Annotated in this window: 13 protein-coding genes; 2 read left to right on the top strand and 11 right to left on the bottom strand. The window is 60.4% G+C overall.

Annotated features, from left to right (window positions below):
* Positions 1-429 precede the first annotated feature (429 nt).
* Positions 430-2,967 (top strand): sulfatase-like hydrolase/transferase, encoded by a 2,538-nt coding sequence (locus FYK55_RS14110; protein WP_150077073.1) that lies wholly within the window; start codon positions 430-432, stop codon positions 2,965-2,967.
* A 136-nt stretch (positions 2,968-3,103) separates the two neighbouring features.
* Here the strand turns inward: FYK55_RS14110 and FYK55_RS14105 are convergent, their stop codons facing one another.
* The 9 genes from FYK55_RS14105 to FYK55_RS14065 form a co-directional block, all read right to left on the bottom strand.
* Complete coding sequence (locus tag FYK55_RS14105) at positions 3,104-4,417, bottom strand: Gfo/Idh/MocA family protein (protein ID WP_150077072.1); 1,314 nt, start codon at positions 4,415-4,417, stop codon at positions 3,104-3,106.
* Between the two features lie 372 nt (positions 4,418-4,789).
* Complete coding sequence (locus FYK55_RS14100; RefSeq protein WP_150077071.1) at positions 4,790-5,902, bottom strand: AI-2E family transporter; 1,113 nt, start codon at positions 5,900-5,902, stop codon at positions 4,790-4,792.
* Positions 5,903-7,166: 1,264 nt separating this feature from the next.
* Positions 7,167-8,078 (bottom strand): YihY/virulence factor BrkB family protein, encoded by a 912-nt coding sequence (locus FYK55_RS14095; RefSeq protein WP_150077070.1) that lies wholly within the window; start codon positions 8,076-8,078, stop codon positions 7,167-7,169.
* A gap of 310 nt (positions 8,079-8,388) precedes the next feature.
* Complete coding sequence (locus FYK55_RS14090; protein ID WP_150077069.1) at positions 8,389-8,667, bottom strand: hypothetical protein; 279 nt, start codon at positions 8,665-8,667, stop codon at positions 8,389-8,391.
* A gap of 286 nt (positions 8,668-8,953) precedes the next feature.
* Positions 8,954-10,567 carry an SDR family oxidoreductase gene (locus tag FYK55_RS14085; RefSeq protein WP_150077068.1) on the bottom strand — a complete coding sequence of 538 codons (1,614 nt, stop codon included), beginning with the start codon at positions 10,565-10,567 and terminating at the stop codon, positions 8,954-8,956.
* A 140-nt stretch (positions 10,568-10,707) separates the two neighbouring features.
* Entirely contained in the window at positions 10,708-12,300 is a 1,593-nt protein-coding gene (locus FYK55_RS14080) for a BON domain-containing protein (protein WP_161604496.1), read from the bottom strand.
* Between the two features lie 231 nt (positions 12,301-12,531).
* Positions 12,532-13,341, bottom strand: coding sequence for an SDR family oxidoreductase (locus FYK55_RS14075; RefSeq protein ID WP_150077066.1), 810 nt, complete (start codon positions 13,339-13,341; stop codon positions 12,532-12,534).
* Between the two features lie 45 nt (positions 13,342-13,386).
* Positions 13,387-13,683 carry a Rho termination factor N-terminal domain-containing protein gene (locus tag FYK55_RS14070; protein WP_150077065.1) on the bottom strand — a complete coding sequence of 99 codons (297 nt, stop codon included), beginning with the start codon at positions 13,681-13,683 and terminating at the stop codon, positions 13,387-13,389.
* A gap of 822 nt (positions 13,684-14,505) precedes the next feature.
* On the bottom strand, positions 14,506-15,861 hold the full coding sequence (locus FYK55_RS14065) for an NAD(P)/FAD-dependent oxidoreductase (protein ID WP_150077064.1): 1,356 nt from the start codon (positions 15,859-15,861) through the stop codon (positions 14,506-14,508).
* Between the two features lie 602 nt (positions 15,862-16,463).
* On the opposite strand from FYK55_RS14065, the gene FYK55_RS14060 reads away from it, so the two are divergent.
* Positions 16,464-18,023 (top strand): glycosyl hydrolase, encoded by a 1,560-nt coding sequence (locus FYK55_RS14060; RefSeq protein ID WP_150077063.1) that lies wholly within the window; start codon positions 16,464-16,466, stop codon positions 18,021-18,023.
* A 278-nt stretch (positions 18,024-18,301) separates the two neighbouring features.
* Here FYK55_RS14060 and FYK55_RS14055 read toward each other — a convergent pair whose 3' ends face one another.
* Both FYK55_RS14055 and FYK55_RS29495 read right to left on the bottom strand, forming a co-directional pair.
* Positions 18,302-19,057 (bottom strand): flavodoxin reductase, encoded by a 756-nt coding sequence (locus tag FYK55_RS14055; protein WP_150077062.1) that lies wholly within the window; start codon positions 19,055-19,057, stop codon positions 18,302-18,304.
* 299 nt (positions 19,058-19,356) lie between these two features.
* Complete coding sequence (locus FYK55_RS29495) at positions 19,357-20,052, bottom strand: Rho termination factor N-terminal domain-containing protein (RefSeq protein WP_201743715.1); 696 nt, start codon at positions 20,050-20,052, stop codon at positions 19,357-19,359.
* Positions 20,053-20,121: the final 69 nt, after the last annotated feature.

Genomic DNA, 20,121 nt, shown 5'->3' with positions numbered 1-20,121 from the left:
CGGTAGCCCACATTGGTTGGACAAGTCGAACGCTCCGGCTGTCACGTAAATCGGCTTTGGTCATTCTCACCGAAGCGGTTTTGGACAGTCTGACACTCCACTCCGGTGGCCGACACCGGAGCGTCATTTCGTTCGGCGATCGACGAGTTATTCCCCGGCTTCGGATGTGATCCGCCCCCGTTCCTCTCTCCACCGAAAACAATGGATCGGGCCGTTGGCCCTCGCGTTCCTTTCTGTTCCGCTTCCCAGCCCGTTGGGCTGGGCTGGTCAACTGATCGGGGCTTCGCCCCTGGCCGTCCGTTGGACGGACGATGATTCGCTGGTCACGTCGGATGGGCTAGAATCTTTGCCTCCGGATCGCTGCCGAACACGCTCGCTGCAGCCAATTCCGCACTGATAAATGCCGCATTCAAAACGATAGGACCCACGATGATTCACCTCCTTGCCTGGACAAAGGCCGGTTGCCGCCGGTCTTTCCCACGTCATCCGCTGCACCGAATGGTGACGCTGGCACTTGCGGCCTTGGCAGCCCTGGCGGTGCAAGCCGTGCCGTCGACCGTCGTCCAGGCGGAGGCGACCGACCGCCCCAACGTGTTGCTGATCATGACCGACGATCAGGGATGGGGTGACCTCGGATCGCACGGCAACGCCATCGTTCAAACGCCGGTGCTGGATTCCCTGGCGGGTGAAAGCGTGGAACTGGACCGCTTCTACGTTTCTCCGGTTTGCGCCCCCACCCGGGCCGCACTTTTGACGGGCCGCTATCCGGAACGAACCGGCGTCGCCGGGGTGACGGGACGCCGCGAGGTGATGCGGGCCGGGGAAACGACGATGGCCGAAGTATTCCGCGATGCGGGCTACGCGACGGGTTGTTTTGGCAAGTGGCACAACGGTGCCCAACCAGCACTGGATCCGATCGGCCAAGGTTTTGAAACCTTTTTCGGCTTTTGTGGTGGGCACACCAACCTTTACCACGACGCCGTCCTGCAACGTGACCGCACGCCGGTCCAAACCCGAGGATACATCACCGATGTGCTGACCAATCAGGCCATCGACTTCCTGCGTCGCGACCGTGATCAGCCGTTCTTCTGCTACGTGCCTTACAACGCGCCCCACGGACCGTTCCAAGTCCCCCAGGAACTGTTTGATCGCTACAACACCGGCGAAATCTCTGAGAAGACCGCGGCGGTGTACGCGATGGTGGAAAACATCGATCAGAACGTCGGTCGACTGCTGGCCGCCTTGGACCAGCAACAGGTCGCCGACGACACGATCGTGATCTTCCTGACCGACAACGGGCCCAACGGAAAACGGTTTAACGGCGGCATGCGTGGCGCCAAGGGCAGCGTTCACGAAGGAGGTTGCCGCGTCCCCTGCCTGATCCGTTGGCCGGCCAAGTTGACGCCCCGGCACATCGCGCAAATCACCGCCCACATCGATCTGCTGCCGACGCTGGCCGAGTGGTGCGGGCTGTCGGTTGAGTCGAAACAGCCGCTTGACGGCCAAAGCCTGGCTCAGCTGATTGCCGAAGGTTCCGATCCCGCGCTGACCGATCGAACGTTGCTGACCTATCGCCCCGACAAATCCGGACTGGAATCCTTCGGTCGAGCCGCGGCGCGGACCAACCGTTTCCGCTTGACGATCGAAAAGGGGAAAACGGCGTTGTTCGATATGCAAGCCGACCCGGGACAAGACCACGACGTCGCCGAGCAGTATCCGGACGTGGCACAGCAGCTTCGCGGCCAGATCGATCGCTACGTTGAAACGGTCACACCCGTCATCACGGCTCCGAGGCCGGCGCCGATTTCCCCCCGCCTTGCCACCTTTCTGCCCGCGGTCGATGCCCAACTTGACGGCGACGTCCAATTTGCCAACGGCAACGGATGGGCCCACGACTGGATCGACCGCTGGCAATCGCCTCAGGATCGTATCGCCTGGACCATCCGCGTCCCGGCGCCCGGACGCTACCACCTGCGTCTTCACTACGTCAGTCCGCAAGGCGATGCCGAAGTGGTCGCAGCTGTCGGAGAAAGCGAGACCACCACACGATTGAAACGATCGGCACCGGATCGTCGCGTGCGTCCCGATTTGGATTCGGAATCTACCCCGCGGCTGATGCAAAGCTTCGGATCCCAGTCACTGGGCACCGTTGACGTCGGTTCCGGAGTCCACGAATTGACTCTGCGGCGGACCGCCGAAGGTGGCGAACCGCTGGAAGTCGGCGGGATCACGGTCACGCGAGCCGAGATCCCCGCGAAAGACAAGTTCCACCTGTTTGTGCTGGCCGGTCAATCGAACATGGCCGGACGCGCCAACGTGCTTCCGGAAGACGAACTTCCTGACCCCCGGATCCTGATGCTGGACGCATCCGGCCAGTGGATCCCGGCGGTCGATCCGGTGCACTTCGACAAGTCGGTCGCGGGCGTCGGACTTGGCCGCGCCTTTGCGAGACAACTGGCGAAAGCCAATCCCGACGTGACGATCGGTCTGATCCCCTGCGCCGTCGGAGGGTCCCCGATTTCCAGTTGGCAACCCGGCGGATTCCATGATCAGACGCGTTCCCATCCGTACGACGACGCCGTCGAACGAATCAAGCTGGCCCAACAGCAGGGAAGCATCCAAGGCATCCTCTGGCACCAGGGAGAATCCGACTCCAATCCCAATCGAGCCGCCCAGTATCACGCGGCCCTGAAAGAGTTGTTCGTTCGGCTGCGAGATCTGGTCGGCCAGGATACTCCGATCGTGATCGGCCAATTGGCGCAGCCCGACGACGGCCAATGGAGCGATGCCAGGCAACGCGTTGACCAGGCGCACCGAGACGTCGCCAAAGAACTGTCCGCCGCGGCGTTCGTTCCGTCCGACGGGCTGACGCTGCGATCGGACGGCGTCCACTTCGATCGCCGGTCCTTGGTGGAATTCGGAAAACGGTATGCCCGCGCGTTCCAGTCGCTGGGCGAGCAGCCGTGAGGGACGAATCGGGCGAGTTCCTAATGGGCTGGCGAGCGCGGCGCGGTTCGAGACCGGCGCGGTCGCCAGAGCGTGGCAATGGGAATGCTTCCGCCGTCTGGCGACGGCGGCTACAGGAGGCTCGCAAGAAAGAGCGTCACACCGGTAGCTCGGCGGCGACTTCCCATCCGGAGCGGTATTGCTTGCGAATCAACGCGTCGGCTTCCGGACAGTTCGTGGCGCGCAATTGCTTGGCGTCCCAACGCAACGGCTTGCCGGCGCGAAACGCGACATTCCCCAACAGCACCGATTCGGTGAGCGCCCCCGAATAGTCAAAGTTGCACGTGGTCTCACCGCCCTCTTTGCAGGCCTGGATCCACTCGCGGTGGTGCCCGATTGAACGGGGAATGGTGGCCGGGGGAGGCTCGTAGCCCTGGAATTTTTCCTCGGGGTACAGCCGGTAACTGCCGTAGTTGGCGAACATCTCGCCCGCATCCCCGACAAACATCACACCGCTACCGGGCACCTCTTTCCCGTTGACCTGACTTGGAACCAGGTTGCCGTCGTACCACGTCAGCTTGACCGGCGGTGCGTCGCCGCGGGCGGGAAATTGGTAATGGACTTTCAGCCCCAACGGGCAGGTCTCCGGATGCACCTCGGGCCCCTCGGCGCGGACGTGGGTCGGATGGCGAAGATCCAGCGCCCAGAACGGCAGGTCCATGTAGTGGCACCCCATGTCGCCCAGGGTGCCTTGCCCGAAGTCCCACCAGCGACGCCAATTGGCCGGATGATAACGGCCTTCGGCGTACGGCCGCTCGGGAGCCGGACCCAGCCAGAGATCCCAGTCCAAGTGCGGTGGCGGAACGTCACCGTGCTCGGGGCGATCGCCGCCGCCCCATCCCTTGCCGACCCACACGTGAACTTCTTGGACATCTCCGATTGCTTTGGATCGGATGATTTCGACCACCCGACGGTAATTGTCGCCCGCGTGGATCTGCGTTCCCATTTGGGTCACCACACCGGCCTGCTTGGCCGCCTCGGCGATCACCCGCGCTTCATGAACGGTGTGGGTCAGCGGCTTTTCGCAATAACAGTGCAGCCCCGAACCGATGGCACGGATCGCCGCGGGGGCGTGGTTGTGGTCCGCCGTGGCAATGACGATCGCGTCCGCCTTGTCCGCTTCGGCATCGATCATTTCGCGATAGTCTCGATAGGTGGCTGCCGAGGCGTACTTGCTTTTGGCCGCCTCCAGGTACCGTCCATCGACATCGCACAGTGCCACAATGTCTTCCTGGTCCACCCCTTCAATATTGGCTCGGGCGCGATTGGCCGTGCCCACGCACAAGAGTTTCAACTTCTGGTTCGCCGAAAGCGAATCCGCGGCAGGCACCTCGCTCCAGACTCCGGAGGACAAAGTCGCGGTGGTGATAGCGGCGGCGGAGTGTTTAAGAAATCGACGTCTGGTCATCATTCGGCGGTGGGTACGGAGGTGAGAAATTCTTGGCGGGATGCTTCGACCGATTGCGAAGCCGGGGCCATTTTAGCCGACCCGACGGCCACCTGCGCCATCGATCGCCAGCATGCGGCGGCCTGGGGAATCCCCCACGCAACGCGCGCCGTTCGTAACCGAAGTCGGCTGGGGGTGTCGGGCGACAGAGGCCAACGCCTGTCATTCAAGAACGACAGGTCCGCTTTGGCACTGGGATCATTCGCCGGCAGGGCGTGCTGCATTTTTGACTTCTGCCCGCAAAACAGCGGGTTGGATCGCAACTTTCACGGAGTGAAAGGCGACGATCAAAAACCGACACGCGGTTGGGCTTTGCGAACCGAACGTGGTTCGGGGCTAGTCCGCCGAGGCCATCTCCGCGAGCTCTTCGTGGTCTTCCAACTGCTGATCGCAATCGGGCGGCTCGCATTCGCTGCTGCCGAGCAACGTAGCGACCGGCTTGGTCGTCTCAAAACAATCGAACACTAGCCGCATCGCGATGACCAACGGCACGGCAATGAAGACGCCGGGAATGCCCCACATGAATCCCCAGAACGCCACCGAGATCAACACGACCACGGGCCCCAGTTCCAAGTTCTTGCCGAGCACCGACGGCGTCACGAATTGGCCTTCGACCGCGGTGATCAACCAAAACACGACGGCGACCCCCGCCGCGTACGTGAACGAATCGAACTCGCCCACCGCGGCGATGAAAACAACTCCGCTGGCTGCGAGCGGCCCGACGTAGGGCACGAAGTTGAACAAGGTGGCGATCGCGCCCCACAACACCGGCGTGGGCATTCCCAACAGCCACATCGCGACGCTGACCACAATCCCGAGGCCGATGTTGATGACGGTGATGTGCATCAAGTAAGACCCGACGGCGTCGTGAATGTTGCTGGCCAACTCGATTGCTTTGTCACGATCCTCATCGGTGGGCAGGATTCGCAATCCGCGGTTGAGGATCTCGTCGCCGGTCGCCAGAAGAAAGAAGGTCGTGACGGCGATCACCGCAATCAACAGAAGCATGTTGCCCGTCCGGGTCAGCACAACGTCAGAGCTGATCAGCTGGGGCTGATCGACCTGGACTTCCAACTCCGCGTCTTCGGAAGCATCAGAATTCAACTCTTCGGTCGCCTTGTCGATCGTCTCCAGCGGTTGACGAATCTGGCGGATCTTTTCCTGGACCCTTCCCACCGTTGCCGGTGCCGTCGTCAGCCATTGCTGTGCCGGCGAGTACAGCAACACGATCGCGGTCCCGCCGATTGCCACCAAAATGATCATGGTCAGCATCGCCGACAGCGTCCGGGGCACGCCCAGCTTGCACATTCGGACCACCAGGTTGCGCAACGTCAGGTATCCCAACAGGGCGATGGTGATGGGCACCAGGAATTCGCTGGCAAAGTAAAGTGCCAAGCATGCGGCGACCGATGTCATGATCCATTGCGTCACCACGCTGCGGCGATTCATGGCGACCCAAAGGTCGCGCAGGTCGCCTTCGTCCGTTCGTCGTATTTCGGACGGTTCTGATTCTTGATGCCGATCTACATCACGGCGTTCCGTCGGTGTCTCGGTCTGCAAAACCGCCCTCTCAATTCAAACGTTCACAAGCGTTTCCCCGGCACGGACCTGTTCGTCTGCAAATCTCGCTCCAATCAGGGTTGAGTTGTCAGTCCGGCGGCAAGCTGGACGGCATCACTTTCAGTGGACAACGCCGTGATTTGCAGGGCAATGAGCGGCGAGGCGCTAGCCGCCGGTGGAGGTGAGAAAACCCGCGGCTAGCGCCACGCGGCTCAAGCAAAGTGGCGTTATCCAGCGAATGAGGATCGCGGCCGAAAACCGTCGGTTGGTCCAAACGCTGCGGATCAATCGGGCAGGTATTGCCACAGAGACCACCGAGGGCACCGAGACAGGCTGCATTTAGAGGGGAGGAAAAGCTGTCAGCAACCAGCGGGGGAAGCCCCAAGCAATTACGTGAAAGAGCCTCAAAGCGTGGAGAAGCTTTCAATCAAAAAACACCGTGATTTGTGGTGCGATGAGCGGCGAGGCGCTAGCCGCCGGTTGAGGTGAGAAAACCCGCGGCTAGCACAACGCGGCTCACGCAAAGTGGCGTGATCCAGCGAATGAGGATCGCGGCCGAACACCGTCGGTTGGTCCAACCGCTGCGGATCAATGGGGCAGGTATTGCCACAGAGACCACCGAGGGCACCGAGACAGGCTGCATTAGAGGGGAGGAAAAGCTGTCAGCAACCAGCGGGGGAAGCCCCAAGCAATTACGTGAAAGAGCCTCAAAGCGTGGAGAAGCTTTCAATCAAAAAACACCGTGATTTGCGGTGCGATGAGCGGCGAGGCGCTAGCCGCCGGTTGCGGTGAGAATACGCGCGGCTAGCACAACGCGGCTCACGCAAAGTGGCGTGATCCAGCGAATGAGGATCGCGGCCGAACACCGTCGGTTGGTCCAACCGCTGCGGATCAATGGGGCAGGTATTGCCACAGAGGCCACCGAGGGCACCGAGACAGGCTGCATTTAGAGGGAGGAAAAGCTGTCAGCAACCAGCGGGGCGAAGCCCCAAGCAATTACGTGAAAGAGCCTCAAAGCGTGGAGAAGCTTTCAATCAAAAAACACCGTGATTTGCCGTGCGATGAGCGGCGAGGCGCTAGCCGCCGGTTGCGGTGAGAAAACCCGCGGCTAGCGCTACGCGGCTCACCCAAAGTGGCGCTGTCCAACCGATTCTCACTGGCGCGGCGCGAGCGTTTGGACGACCTGCACGGCGCCCCGCTCCGGAGCGACGCCACCCCCGAAATTCTTCGCGTACACAAAGGTTGCTTCGGCGCCCAAAAAGAAAATCATGCTGCTGTAGTAGATCCAGACCAACAAGACCGACAACGAGGCCGCGGCGGAACCAAGTTGTGCGCCTGGATCGACGCGCCCCAAGTACCACTGCAAAGCGATCCGTCCGACCAGAAACAACACGGTGGTCAAGAATGCGCCCAACATCACGTCTTTCCAACGCACGACCGCGTCCGGCATGAACTTGAATATCGCGGCGAAGATCACAAACGTCGCCACCGCCTGGACCGAATGGTTGATCAAGTCGGCCGACGAGGCGTCAATTCCGGCCCAAGCCGTCAGTTTTTCCCCGATCTGGGCCAAAACGGTCGAGACGATCAGGGAGACCAGCAGCAGGAACCCCAAGCCCATGATCATGGCCAACGACAGCAGACGCTTGGTCAGAAAGTGGGCGACGCTGGATGATTCGGGGTCCGGAATCACGGACCAGACTCGATTGAGCGAATCCTGGATGGCGGCCACCACACCGGTGGCTCCGACCACGATCCCGAGAAAACTGAACAGAACCTTGTACCACGTACCGCCTGATTCCTGGTCCCTCATCAAGATCCGCGAAACTTCTTCGCTCGCGGCTTCACTGCCGAGCAACTGCCCCGCCTGTCGTTCCAACATTTGCTTGGCACGCGTCTCCGCGTCACCGGCGTCGTAAGCGACGTACAGACCATAGGTCAGTACCGTCAGCAACAGATACAACAACGGTGCCAGGGCAAAGACCGTGTAGTAGGCCAACGCCGCTGACATGGTCGTGCAATGATCGCTTGAAAACTCAGCAAAGACCTCTTTGACAAACTTCATCGCATTCCACCTGAAAGACCACGGCATTTGTGCCACGGTGGTGCGACTTCGTCGACTCGCGCCCCGACGGAAGATCCGTCAGCCGGACGCAACGGGCGCCTTCAGAGTGGTCGGCACCAACCGATCATCGGTTTCAAGTGTAACGCCTGTGTGGGCCCCCAGGGCTTCGATTGCGAAGCCCCCACTTTCAACGGCAAGCATTCCGGCGCCGTCCAGGGCGCTGCGGCCGGAATGCTTTCGTCCGCGAATTCACCTCGGATCCTGACGGATTCCCACCCATCCCTTCGGTGGCTCGTGATCCGTCCGTCACTTACTCATTCTCATCCGGCAACGTCACGTCCAGGTCCGGCGTTTCGATTTGCTTTTCCTTCATTTCCACATCGACATCTGGAACCTCGACGGTGGTCTCTTCCATCTGCGCGTCGACTTCCGGTCCTTCGACGTCGTACTCAGGCATGTTTCCGGGATCGCCGCTGACGTCGACATCGACGTCCGGCAATTCTCCCTGCTCGGTCTGGTCGACGTCGCAACCGAGCGCGCCTACGAGCAAGACACCGGAAAACAGCAAAGCAAGCGATCGAATCTTCATGGGTACTCTCAATCGGGCAACAGGCAGCTCGGCCGACCCTTTGCCTGTTGCGGTAAGGATTGGATGGTCAGCCGACGGAAGCTGTGAAAGCACGCCACGTACCAATGACCGCAAATCCAAGAAACGGCCAAAAAACGGCTGGTCAGAAACCACGTCGACCGACCAGCGATCGATTTTTGCCACGCAAGCCCGGAAAACGGTCGTTGCGCTATCACGGAACCGGCGTCAACATCCGTGCCCACCGGGACAGCCCCCCCGTTCGACCAACCTCACACCCGCCCCCACCTCACACTCGACCGCCCGCTTCCTCCGGAACGCTCTCGGCAGCGGTTTCCGCAAGCGATCCGGCTGCCGGCGTCTGATCATCACCCGGCTTCTGATCGAGACACAGCGCGTGTGCCTCGCGGACGACGCCCCGCAACATGCCTTTGAAGACGAACTGGTGAAGCGGCCACACGGAATACCAGTAAACCAGCCCAAACAGCCCCACCGGGTCGAACTCCGCCGTCTGATGGATTGTCGCACCGCCGCCGGGCTTTGGATTGACTTCGTACTCCAACCAACCACGGCCGGGAAGTTTCATCTCGGCCCGTAACCGCAATCGATGATCCGGTTCGAACACCTCGACACGCCAAAAGTCGACGGCGTCGCCGACGCGCAGTTTCCGTGAATGTCGACGCCCACGGCGAAGCCCGACGCCGCCGACGACCAAGTCCATCCAACCACGAACCCGCCACAACCAGTCGGCGTAATAGTAGCCCGAATCACCGCCCAAACGCACGATGGGGGCAAACGCACATGCCGGCGGTAAAGCAACGTCGACCTGACGTGCATCCAAAAGACGATTGCCAAACGAAACGCCTCCCCACTTGGCAATCCGACCGGAAGACGACAAGGCGTCGGACCATCGCGTTTCCACCATCTCGCGGTTCTCTTTCTCGATCGCTCGAGCAATGGCCTCGCGGACGCCGCAGGGCTTTACCTTGAAATCCCGGTCGGCCGCATCATCGGACACCACCGTCGGATTGACCAAGCCTTCGACCAACTTTCTTCCGATCCGGGCGTACACCGGAGTGACCAGGCCCAACCACAGGCTGCTGATGCGAGGTGAAAGAAACGGAACCCGGATCGTGAACCGACGCAAGCCGCGTTGTCGGGCATACTCCTCCATGATTCCGCCATAGGACACTGCCTCCGGACCGCCAATCTCGTAGATCTTGCTCGGGCCGTCCGGCAATTCAAGTGCTTCGAGCAGATAGGCAAGGACGTCCCGAATCGCGATGGGTGACGCCTTGGTCGATACCCATTTGGGCCAAATCATGACCGGCAACTTGCGAACCAGGGCGCGAACCAATTCAAACGACAAACTGCCCGAACCGATGATGATGGAGGCGCGGAACTCAATCACCTGTGCTCCGGAGTCCCGCTTCAGGATCTGCCCGACCTCGTGCCGGCTGCGCAGGTGGCTGGACAGATCATCCTCGTCGTTTCCCAGACCGCCCAGATAAACGATCCGCCGAACGCCGGCACGCCACGCCGCGTGTGCAAAGTTCTCCGCGGCCCGGCGATCGTCCGCTTCGAACCCTTCTCCCACACCCATCGAGTGAATTAGGTAGTAGGCTGTGTCGATTCCGTCGAACACTCCCTCCAGCGTTTCCGGCGCCAACACGTCTCCCTGAACGACCTGAGTCTTTCCGTCGACGCGCCCGACCAGATTCTCCGGCCGCCGAGCCATGCAGCGTAGATCAACGCCTCGGGATTCGAGCTCGCGGCGCAATCGACCACCGACGTAGCCGGTCGCTCCGGTCAACAACACCCGCCGACGACGGTCCGAATTGCGACGTGATTCTGGCTGCTCAGCCGACGGGTGTGAATCGGTCAGTTCGCTCGGGCTGCTCATGTCCCATTCTATGCACCGGTACACCCCATCGCGTCCTGAAGGTCGGTCGACCTATCGTTCGAATCCGACTGGAAGCGACTGGCGACGGCAGCCAAACTGGCGACAGCGGGCAAAGTCGGACCGCCCGCATTCTCGCGGGCTCACCGCGGCACGAACGCGTCCGAAGCACCGTGCGGCGGATGAAATCGCACATCGATCATGTTGTGGGGCGTCCTGGAACCCGCTTCGATGGCAAGATCCAACGCCATCTGCCACTGCCGCCACGTGTCAACGGTTCCGGACAGGATGGCGACACCATCGACAACCCGCACCTGGATCCTGTCCGCCTTGTCATAAAACGAGTACTTGAGCTTGCGTTGCAGGTCTTGCTTGATTTGTTCGTCGCTCTTGTCTTTCTGCGGCTTCTCGACGGCCAACACGTTGTTGACGTGCACGACGCTCGGGATGCCCCCGGCGATCCACCCGGCAATTTCCTTCTCCAATTGACTTTCGACGGCACCGTAAAGTGTCACGTGGGCCCGGTTGCAGTGCACGCGGAAATCGCGACGGTACAAATAAGGGCTTAGCTCCAATGCCTTTTGAGTCAGGTCGATGATCTCGGCATCCGAATAGGGCGTCTGGTCGTACTGGACCTCCAGTTCATTGACCACGCGATGCACGCCAACAACATCCATCGCCAGCCGTTCCGCGATCTCCTTGACACGCAGTCTGGAAACGGTGCCCTGCAACGTGACGACGCCATCGTGGACTTCCGGCTGGATCTGATCAACCGCGGAAAACGCGATCGGATGGTTCGACAGGGACCGCCGGATGGCCTGGGAGATTTGCTGGTCGCTGACATCGGCGTAACGACGTTTGCGAACGGTCTGGTCGACCGAGTCGGGTTGGACCTCCACTCCTTCCACGTCGACCTTTTGAACACCCCAGATCTCCGCCACCGCTTCCAAACGCTCTTTCTGCGCCGCGGAATGCACCTTGCCCGCCAAAGTCACCACCGCGTCTTTGACGTTGACGTCGATGTTCAAGTCGTCCAGGTAAACGCTTTGAATGATCAGAGCATTGACTTCCTCACGTAGCTCTTGATCGGAGCGGTCCGGGTCCAAACGCACGGTCAGTTGATTGGCAACCGAAGTGACGCCGCGAACCCCCGCGGCCGCCCTTTCGGCAACGCGTTTTTCGGCCAACGAGTCGACTTTGCCGGTTAACGCCACCTCACCGCCGTTGACCGCCGCGACGATTTCCAGCTTTTCCAGGCTGTCGTTGGTTTTCATCCGCGAAACGACATCTTCGCGGATATCCGCGTCGGACCGCGAAGTGGGCTGGACGATGATTTCATTCAGAACGGCCTGAACGCCACGCACACGTTTGGCGACGTCAGCGGCTCGCCGCTTATCCATCAAGCTCGCCACGGTGCCCGAAAGCGTGACCAAGCCGTCTTCACTGCCGACGGTGATTTCATCGACGCTCAGCGATTCGGCATCGTCGATGTCCGCCCGGATGACCTCCGCAAGGTCGTCCTTCGCGGTGTCGTCCTTCGCGGTGTCGTCCTTCGCGGTGCGCTTCTCACTGGCGGCCACCGTGGTGTCTTCCGCGGTCGCAAAGTTTCCTCCGGCTGCGGGCAGCATTCCGATCGTTGCCAGCGTGAGGACACCGCAACCGATGCTTCGCCGCGCCCTGGAAGTCCCGGACGAACGGGTGGGAAAAATGAAATGGGGAAGGGTTCGATATCGCATGTCGGAACTCTCGATTTTCATTCGTGGGGGAATCGGGTCAATGATGAATGAACCCGGCCGGGCTGCTGGCATGCAAAGCTCTCGATTGCAACGCACTCTCCTGCAATCCTCTCGACTGGCGATCGCAAGGAACCGCAACCACTTTCGACCGGTTCATGACAGGGTGGACATCTCGAATCGTCCGACTGGGATCAGCAGCGAACCAAGACGTCATCACCGGGGAGGTGGGAATCAGGTTTTCAAGTAGGTCTCGCGGTAGCCGCTGGAAGCCAACGGGGCAGCGACCTCGAATCCGCCATCGACGGGCCAACAGGTCCCGGTGACAAATCCGCTTCGAGGGCTGGCCAGGAAATCGATCACCCAGGCGACTTCGTCAGGGTGCCCGGGTCGTCGAACGGGAATGGCTGGCCGGGGTTGATCATCAAAATCCTCCGCCTGCATGTCATTCATTGGCGTTGCAATTTCACCGGGAGCAACGGAGTTGACCGTCACGTTCTTCGGTGACAGGTCCAAAGCCAGACATTTCACCATCCCGCCGAGTGCATGTTTGGTCATCGTGTACAACGTATCGGTGGGGTTGGCGATCGTCTCATGCACACTGGTGACAACGATGATTCGTCCGGCGGTGTCGCGTGGCGGGCCGTCCATGCCTTCCGGCAGCAGATGTTTGATCGCTCGTTGGATCACCATCATGGCACCGAAGGCGTTGACGTTGAAAATCCGATTCGCGGTTTCCAGATCAACCGAGGGCACTTTCTGCGAGACCATCATGCCGGCGTTGCTGACCAATACGTCCAGCCCGCCCAGATCTTTCGCCATCGCATCGACGCAGTCGGACGCCGTGGTTGGTTCGGACAGATCCAAGCGATACACGAAACACTTCGCCCCCGCCTGTTCCACTCGGCGAGCGGTCTCTGATGCTTCATCCTCGCTCGATGCGTAGGTGATCGCGACGTCGTGGCCTGATTTCGCCAAGGCGACCGCTGTTGCACGACCGATACCGGTACTACCGCCTGTGACGATTGCTTTACGATGGGTCATCGGCCTGCTGTACTCCGGGGCTGGAACGGGGTCGAAAGAGAACGATCATTGCTTGGCACGCAGTGCGTCGATCAGTTGTTGCTTGTTCATATCGCTGCGTCCTTCAATCTGCATCTCGCTCGCCAGCGAGTGCAATTCTTCCACCGTTCGGTCTTCGTACGGTGTGTTCGGGTTTCCGGTGCCCTGGGTGGTCTGCTGTGGGGTGCGCCCTTCTTCTCGCCGCTGTTTATTCACGGTCCGGCTGGCGATTTCCTCCGCACGCTCGGTCGACCGACCACGCGATTCCGCACTGGATTTGATGTGCTCGTATTGACGCTTGTCTTTGTCGCTCCACTCTGGCATAGCCAAGTCCTCCACCATCGGGTGATTGATGATTGATCTCTGCGGGCTCCTTCCATCACGGCGGCTGTTTAGCCACCGCCAGATGACCGGCAGAGACAAGAGCACAGATTGACTGCGATCACACGCAGTGATGACAAGAGGTAGCAACAATCACGCCGATTCCACTTGTGCGGTGCAGCAGAGAGAGAATTCCGATCCACGCGGTCTCCAATCGTCAAAGTCGGATCGATTTCCTGAGAAGGCCGGCCGCGGCAGTTCACCGCAATGGCGTGCGAGCGGACGACCTGGGCGAAGAACGACCAAGGCCGACATCAAGCCGATAGGACAAGGAACGATCGCCTGTGGGCGGGGGCACCGGGGAAAACGGGAGCGAACGGCTGTCGCGGCACGGCGTTTGCCAACCTCCGCTGGAACTTTGAGGGTTTCGTGTTCCGAGTCGACCGTAATGGTGCCGCGTCAGCCGGAGGCGAAATGTTTGGTTCATGGCGAAGTCGACGTCGCGACGATCGCCTGAGAGTGGCGGCGCTGCCAATCCCACGTTCCGAAAAGTGCGGCGACTGTGAACAACGTGTTGTCTTTTACAAGCCCAACTGCCATGAAACGAATTTGGAATACCGCCAGCGTCATCCTGATCGCGGTCGTGCTAATCTTGGCGATCGAGCACGTGTTCTCCGAAGCCTTGGCCGAGGCACAGAATCGGCCGCTCGTCGCCGAACCTGTTCATGACGCCGAAGATCGACCGCGGAAGCAAAGCGGCGATGGCGTCGTCGCTCCATCAGCAGTCAGCTCAGCCTCGGTCAGCTCGGCCTCAGTCAACCTGGCTCAGGAGGCCGAGGGTTCACGTCCTTCCGAGGACGCACCGCCCGCGGCGACTGGGAGCGGCGCGTCCGGGTGAACCTGTGACTCTTCACCGGTGATCTGCCACGTCTTGGGTACGATCAGGCGAGCCCCTCGGGCAAACGTCACGTAAGACCAGGCCCAGGAAAAGAAGACGAACATCCGGTTTCGAAAACCGTTCAGGTAGACAATGTGCACGAACAGCCATCCCAACCAGGCCAGCGTGCCCTTCATGGTCATGCCGCCGCTTTGCAGCACCGCCCGGCGGCGGCCGATCGTCGCCATCTGGCCTTTGTCGCGGTACTCAAACGGTTTTTGTGTGTGACTTGAATCACCCGAGGCCTTCTGCCGGATCAGCTTTCCGACATAGCTTCCCTCCTGCATCGCAACCGGCGCCAAACCTGGCAACGGATTGCCCTGCGAATCCTTGGCGGCGGCCAAGTCCCCAATGACGAACACCTCGGGATGGCCGGGGATCGACAAATCACTTTCCACGACCACTCGACCGGCACGATCGGTTTCGGTTCCCAGCGTTTTTCCAATCGGATTCGCCTTGACTCCCGCAGCCCAAATCACCGTGTAGGCTTCGATCCGCTCGTCCCCCAGCCAGACCCCCTGGGCATCGACGTGGGTGACGCGATCGCCCAACCGCACCTCGACGCCCAGACTTTCCAACGCCCCCTTGGCGTACTCGGAGAGAGGTTCGGGGAATTGATTCAGGATGCGGTCTCCGCTCTGCACCACAATCACTCTTGCCAGACTGGCATCGATCGTTTTGAAGTCGCGTTTCAACGTGTTCTTCGCCATTTCCGCGATCGCCCCGGCCAGCTCAACCCCGGTGGGTCCGCCGCCAACGAGCACGAACGTCAACCAACAATCTTGCTGCCGCTTGTCGTTGGTTCGCTCGGCCGATTCGAACGCCATCAAGACACGTCGGCGAATCTCCGTCGCTTGCGGGATGTTCTTCAGCCCGGGCGCGAACGCTTCCCATTCATCGTGACCGAAATAGTGATGCATCGCGCCACAAGCGACGACCAGATAGTCGTAAGGCAGTTCTCCCACGTCGCTGTGCACGATCTGCTTATCGGTGTCGATTCGAGTGACTTCACCGAGTAGGGTGGAGATGTTGCTGTAGCGATTCAACATCGAACGAATTGGCGAGGCGATATCGGACGGATCCAAACCGGCCATCGCGACTTGATACAGCAACGGCTGAAACAGGTGGTGATTGCGGCGGTCGATGATGATCACATCGCAATCGCGCGATTTCCCCAGCTGTTTCGCCGCGTGCATCCCAGCAAACCCCCCACCGACGACGACAACTTTCTTTTTCTGGGTCATGAGTCCACGTCACGAAGGAAAACGGGATGCAGGTGGAAAACGAACGGCGATCGGGCGGCATGGCTGCTTCGCTGGCCCGCGTCGACCGCCCATGCAAGTCAACCCATCGTAGCGACTCAACCCATCGTAGCGACGTTGCCAACACCTGCGAGACGGGGGTGCCGGCCCGGCATCTCAAAGGTCGCGGCAATCCGCCGCGGACGCCCTGCCGCTCCGTGAATCGGACATTCGTGTGTGAAAGGCGGCCGTGTGTGAACGGCAACCGTGCGTGGGCCAGGCGACTGGTCGACGGGAACCACCTCGCCCTGGACGTTCCGAATGGGGTAGCATCCGACTTGAGCGACCGCCGGCGTCGACGTCGCCACTGCCCAGTTGACCAGTCGACCAGTCGACCAGTCGCGCACCGTGATCCCCTCGAAAGACGCCACGGCGGTGTTTTTCCATGGGACAACGGCCGATGGGACAACGGCCGACGTCCCAGTTCCGATGCGATCGGCAAGACCGCCGCACCGACCGATGGGCGGCAAAATACACTGTCACTGAAAGTGAACACCCAAGACGCGGTCGTTCGCTCCCCCGATTCCGAATGCAAGATTGCCACCATGTACACCGAAACCGCCGGATCCCGCAAGACGCTGGGCGACGTCGACGTCATCTATCACGACGGGATCTACCATCTGTTTCACTTGGTCCTCCCCAACCATGACTTCGTCGCTCACGCGGTCAGCAACAACTGCTTCGACTGGCGGCGGGTGGAGAATGCGTTGTTCCTGGGGGATCCCGGCAGTTGGGATGATTCCATGCTGTGGACGGTGCACGTCACACCGCATCCCCATCGCACCGGCGCCTGGCGAATGTTCTACACCGGCCTTTCGCGACGCGACCACGGGCTGAAGCAACGCATCGGGATGGCCGAAAGCGACGACCTGTATCGTTGGCGGAAAGCCCCCGTATCCTGGCAAGATCGCCGCACGACGCTGCCCTACCAACTTCCGGGGCGTCCTCCCCAACCGCCATTCGACTACGATCCGGAAAGCTGTTTCCCGCTCAGTCCGGACCGCAAGTACTACGAAGCCGAAGCGGACGAAGGCCGGCACCTGGTCTCTTGGCGAGACCCGTTCTTCTACAACGAGAACGGGAAAGGGTGGTTGCTCGCCGCGGGGCGCGTCAACACCGGGCCGATCGTTCGAAGGGGATGCGTCGGCGTCATGGAGGAAACCAAGCCGAACCACTTCGAAGTCCGCCCCCCGCTGCACCATCCGGGACTGTATGACGACGTCGAAGTCCCCAACCTGATCAAACTGGATGGTGACTACTACCTGATCGGTAGCATGCGCGAAGACGCAAAGATTCGCTACTGGCATACCGAGACGCTCGAGAAGCCTTGGCGGACCTACGCAGACAATGTGCTGTTGGCCGGCGGCAATTACGCAGGCCGTGTCTGCCAGGATGACCAGGGGTTGCTGTTGTGGAGCTTCTTCACACCGAGCGGACTGGATCGCATGACCCACAATCTGATGCCGCCACCGAAACGGTTGTTCCGATCCGAAGCGGGACAACTGCGAGTCAAATCTTTCGAAGGCTTCGAAGCCCAAATCAAGGGTCCTGCCGATGTGAGCCACTTGTCCTGCCTGAAGGACTTGCTGCCGGGCAACTATCAGCGGATCAACGAAAACGCCATGCATTTGGAGTGCGAATCCGGCTTCCAAGCGTTTGCATTTGACAGCGACTTCGAGTCGTTTCGCATGCGAGCATCCCTGGAAATGCTCAATGAGGGAAAATGCGGGCTGGTGTTCCGCGTCGATCGCGAATCACACGACGGCTACTACGTTTCGCTGGACCTTTTCAAAGGCGTCGCGCAACTCCGTGCCTGGGGCAGCGGCCCCGCCGGAAGCGGTGAAGAGATGATGCAATTTCGAACCCTGCAAGCCGGCTACTGGGAACCGGAATCCCGAGGCAAAGTTGACCTGCAGTTGCTGGTGTATGGCAGCTACATCGAGTTGTCGCTGGGGCATCGCGTGCTGTTGTCGCTGGCCGACCAGACGTTCCACCGGGGCGCACTCGGCTTCTGCGTTGAGAGCGCGCAATTGCGGGTGACCGATCTACGCGTTTGCCATTTCAGCCCGCCGTTGCAGACGGATCAGCATTTGGCTAACGGTTAAAGCCACAATGCGATCGGATCAGGTGGCTCTGCGTGGCATTCCTGGCCTGGAATCCCTGGCCTGGAATACCTGGGCCCGACACTCCGCGTCCGCCTTCGGCTGACACCATGCGGAACTTTGACCGACGGTCTGAATCGTATTGACTGTTGGGTGGACGAAATCAACAGTCAGGCACAGCCTGACCTACTCAATCGACATTTCGAGAGACCCGGATCCCGCGGCTGATGCCGTCGGCTCGAATGCGTGCCCACCGCCGGGTGACGGTGGCTACCCGCGACTCAGCCGCCCTCTTCAAACACCAAGGATTGGGGGTCCGCTCCCAAGTCCGCCAACTGGCGACGCAGTGACTTCACCATGCCGGGCGGACCACACAGGTAGAAGGGCTGAGCAAAGTCGTCAATGCGGTTTCGCAACCACTCCGCGTCGATGCGGCCGTGTTCGTAATCCCGGTGTCGTTCTTGCGTCAGCGTGCACACGACCTGCGTGCCCAACATCCGAAAGAGCTCGCCCTGCAGAATGACATCCTCAGCCCGACGGTTGCTGAAAAAAAGCCGATTGCCGGCCAATTCTTTGCGTTGCTCCAATTGGCGGAGGATGGCGATGAACGGCGTGATGCCGGCGCCACCGGCGATGAAGGTTCCCGGACCGTTGTATTCAATCGCACCCCAGGCATCGCTGAAGATCAATCGATCACCGACGACGATGTCGCGGCCCAGATGTTCGGTGACGCCGTCGTGCTCCGGATTCTCATCGGTCGGATAAGTCTTCACGATGAATTCCAGCCGGGGATTGGACGGCAAACTGGTCAAGGTGAACGGTCGCTTCCGTTCCCGCCAACCCTGTTCGTCGATCGCAAGCTCCACGGCTTGCCCGGGGCGAAAATCAAACCCCTCGGGCTTTTCGACGATGTACAGGTTGACGTGGTGCGCGACCCGTTCGCGATGAAGCACACGACCCCGATGTTCGCCGTAACGCTGCCAGTCGCCGGTTCCGCTGGCCGGCCGCGGGGGGGTTTGGGAAGTGGTCGATCCCATGTTCCAATTTGCTCCGAAAGAAAAGGTGCGAGTGTTGGTATGGCTTGCCGCTTGAATCGCGACGACGATTGCGAAGCTTCGTGACAGACGTTCCAGTTGTGAGCGCGACAGCGTTACTTTCCATGAACTGCGTGACGCCAGCCACTGTCTCAAAACTCGCTAACCGCGTGGCTGCCGTCGCGATCGCGGGGGAAAGCCACGCTCTGGCGAGCGTAGCTACTCGTTTTCAGTCGAAGGCTAGGCGTGGATTTTCTCGCCTCAACCGGCGGCTAACGCCTTGCCGCTCATGGCACTGCAAATCACCGTGTCGATGATTCGGAACGAGCTTGTCGGACCGCCTTGACCAGGTCCGCCTTGAGCAGTTTGCTGCGGCCCTTGATGCCGCGGTGCTTCGCTTCTTCGTACAACTGGTCCCGGGTCATTGACTCCGGATCGTCCTGAAACTTGTCGTGAAGGTTCTCGGCAAGCTGGTCTTTGTTCATCGTAGAGCGATGGTCAAGATCCTCTTCACGAGCGACCTTTTGCAATTCGTCACGATTGAGTCGCTTGAGCTGACCCTCGTTCAAGTGGCTTGCATCGCCGTGTTCCGCGTAAGCACGCGCGCCCTCCGCCGCCGGTGTGTTCTGGACGTACTGATTCCCGTCCCGATCTCCTTCCTGTTTCGTTTCGTTAGCGCGACGTTTCTCTTCGTCGCTCATCAAGTCCCAGGCTTTTTCCGGCAAGTAGCGTTTCATCTGAGACCCCTGGTCGGCTCTTGCGGAACCTTCATTCGTTTGCCAGTCCTGCCGAGTCCAAGACTGCAAGTTTTTGGCGTCTTCGTCTTTCTGATCTTGCTTGTATCCCCCCCCGCGTCTTTCATACTCCTGGACCAGCAGTTGGGACTTCCGAGCGGACCATTCGCCCGAGCGGCCACCTTTGTCACTTCGCATCAGGTCGTTCTTGATCTGGTTTCGCAATTCGGGCTTGGTGTATTTCTGTTGGGCTTCTTCTTGCATGGCGGGACTCCAAATCTCTGGCGGGGCGAAAGCTTCTCCTCTCAATGATTAAGAAATTGATGCAGTCAA

Source organism: Roseiconus nitratireducens, from assembly GCF_008629675.1.
GTDB lineage: Bacteria > Planctomycetota > Planctomycetia > Pirellulales > Pirellulaceae > Stieleria > Stieleria nitratireducens.
Note: the sequence above shows the minus strand (reverse complement) of the source record. Positions and strands in the feature narration are given on the sequence as shown.

Coding starts and splice junctions, on each gene's coding strand:
- FYK55_RS14110 (WP_150077073.1), top strand. CDS start 430: ATGATTCACCTCCTTGCCTGGACAAAGGCCGGTTGCCGCCGGTCTTTC.
- FYK55_RS14105 (WP_150077072.1), bottom strand. CDS start 4,417: ATGATGACCAGACGTCGATTTCTTAAACACTCCGCCGCCGCTATCACC.
- FYK55_RS14100 (WP_150077071.1), bottom strand. CDS start 5,902: ATGAATCGCCGCAGCGTGGTGACGCAATGGATCATGACATCGGTCGCC.
- FYK55_RS14095 (WP_150077070.1), bottom strand. CDS start 8,078: ATGAAGTTTGTCAAAGAGGTCTTTGCTGAGTTTTCAAGCGATCATTGC.
- FYK55_RS14090 (WP_150077069.1), bottom strand. CDS start 8,667: ATGAAGATTCGATCGCTTGCTTTGCTGTTTTCCGGTGTCTTGCTCGTA.
- FYK55_RS14085 (WP_150077068.1), bottom strand. CDS start 10,567: ATGAGCAGCCCGAGCGAACTGACCGATTCACACCCGTCGGCTGAGCAG.
- FYK55_RS14080 (WP_161604496.1), bottom strand. CDS start 12,300: ATGCGATATCGAACCCTTCCCCATTTCATTTTTCCCACCCGTTCGTCC.
- FYK55_RS14075 (WP_150077066.1), bottom strand. CDS start 13,341: ATGACCCATCGTAAAGCAATCGTCACAGGCGGTAGTACCGGTATCGGT.
- FYK55_RS14070 (WP_150077065.1), bottom strand. CDS start 13,683: ATGCCAGAGTGGAGCGACAAAGACAAGCGTCAATACGAGCACATCAAA.
- FYK55_RS14065 (WP_150077064.1), bottom strand. CDS start 15,861: ATGACCCAGAAAAAGAAAGTTGTCGTCGTCGGTGGGGGGTTTGCTGGG.
- FYK55_RS14060 (WP_150077063.1), top strand. CDS start 16,464: ATGTACACCGAAACCGCCGGATCCCGCAAGACGCTGGGCGACGTCGAC.
- FYK55_RS14055 (WP_150077062.1), bottom strand. CDS start 19,057: ATGGGATCGACCACTTCCCAAACCCCCCCGCGGCCGGCCAGCGGAACC.
- FYK55_RS29495 (WP_201743715.1), bottom strand. CDS start 20,052: ATGCAAGAAGAAGCCCAACAGAAATACACCAAGCCCGAATTGCGAAAC.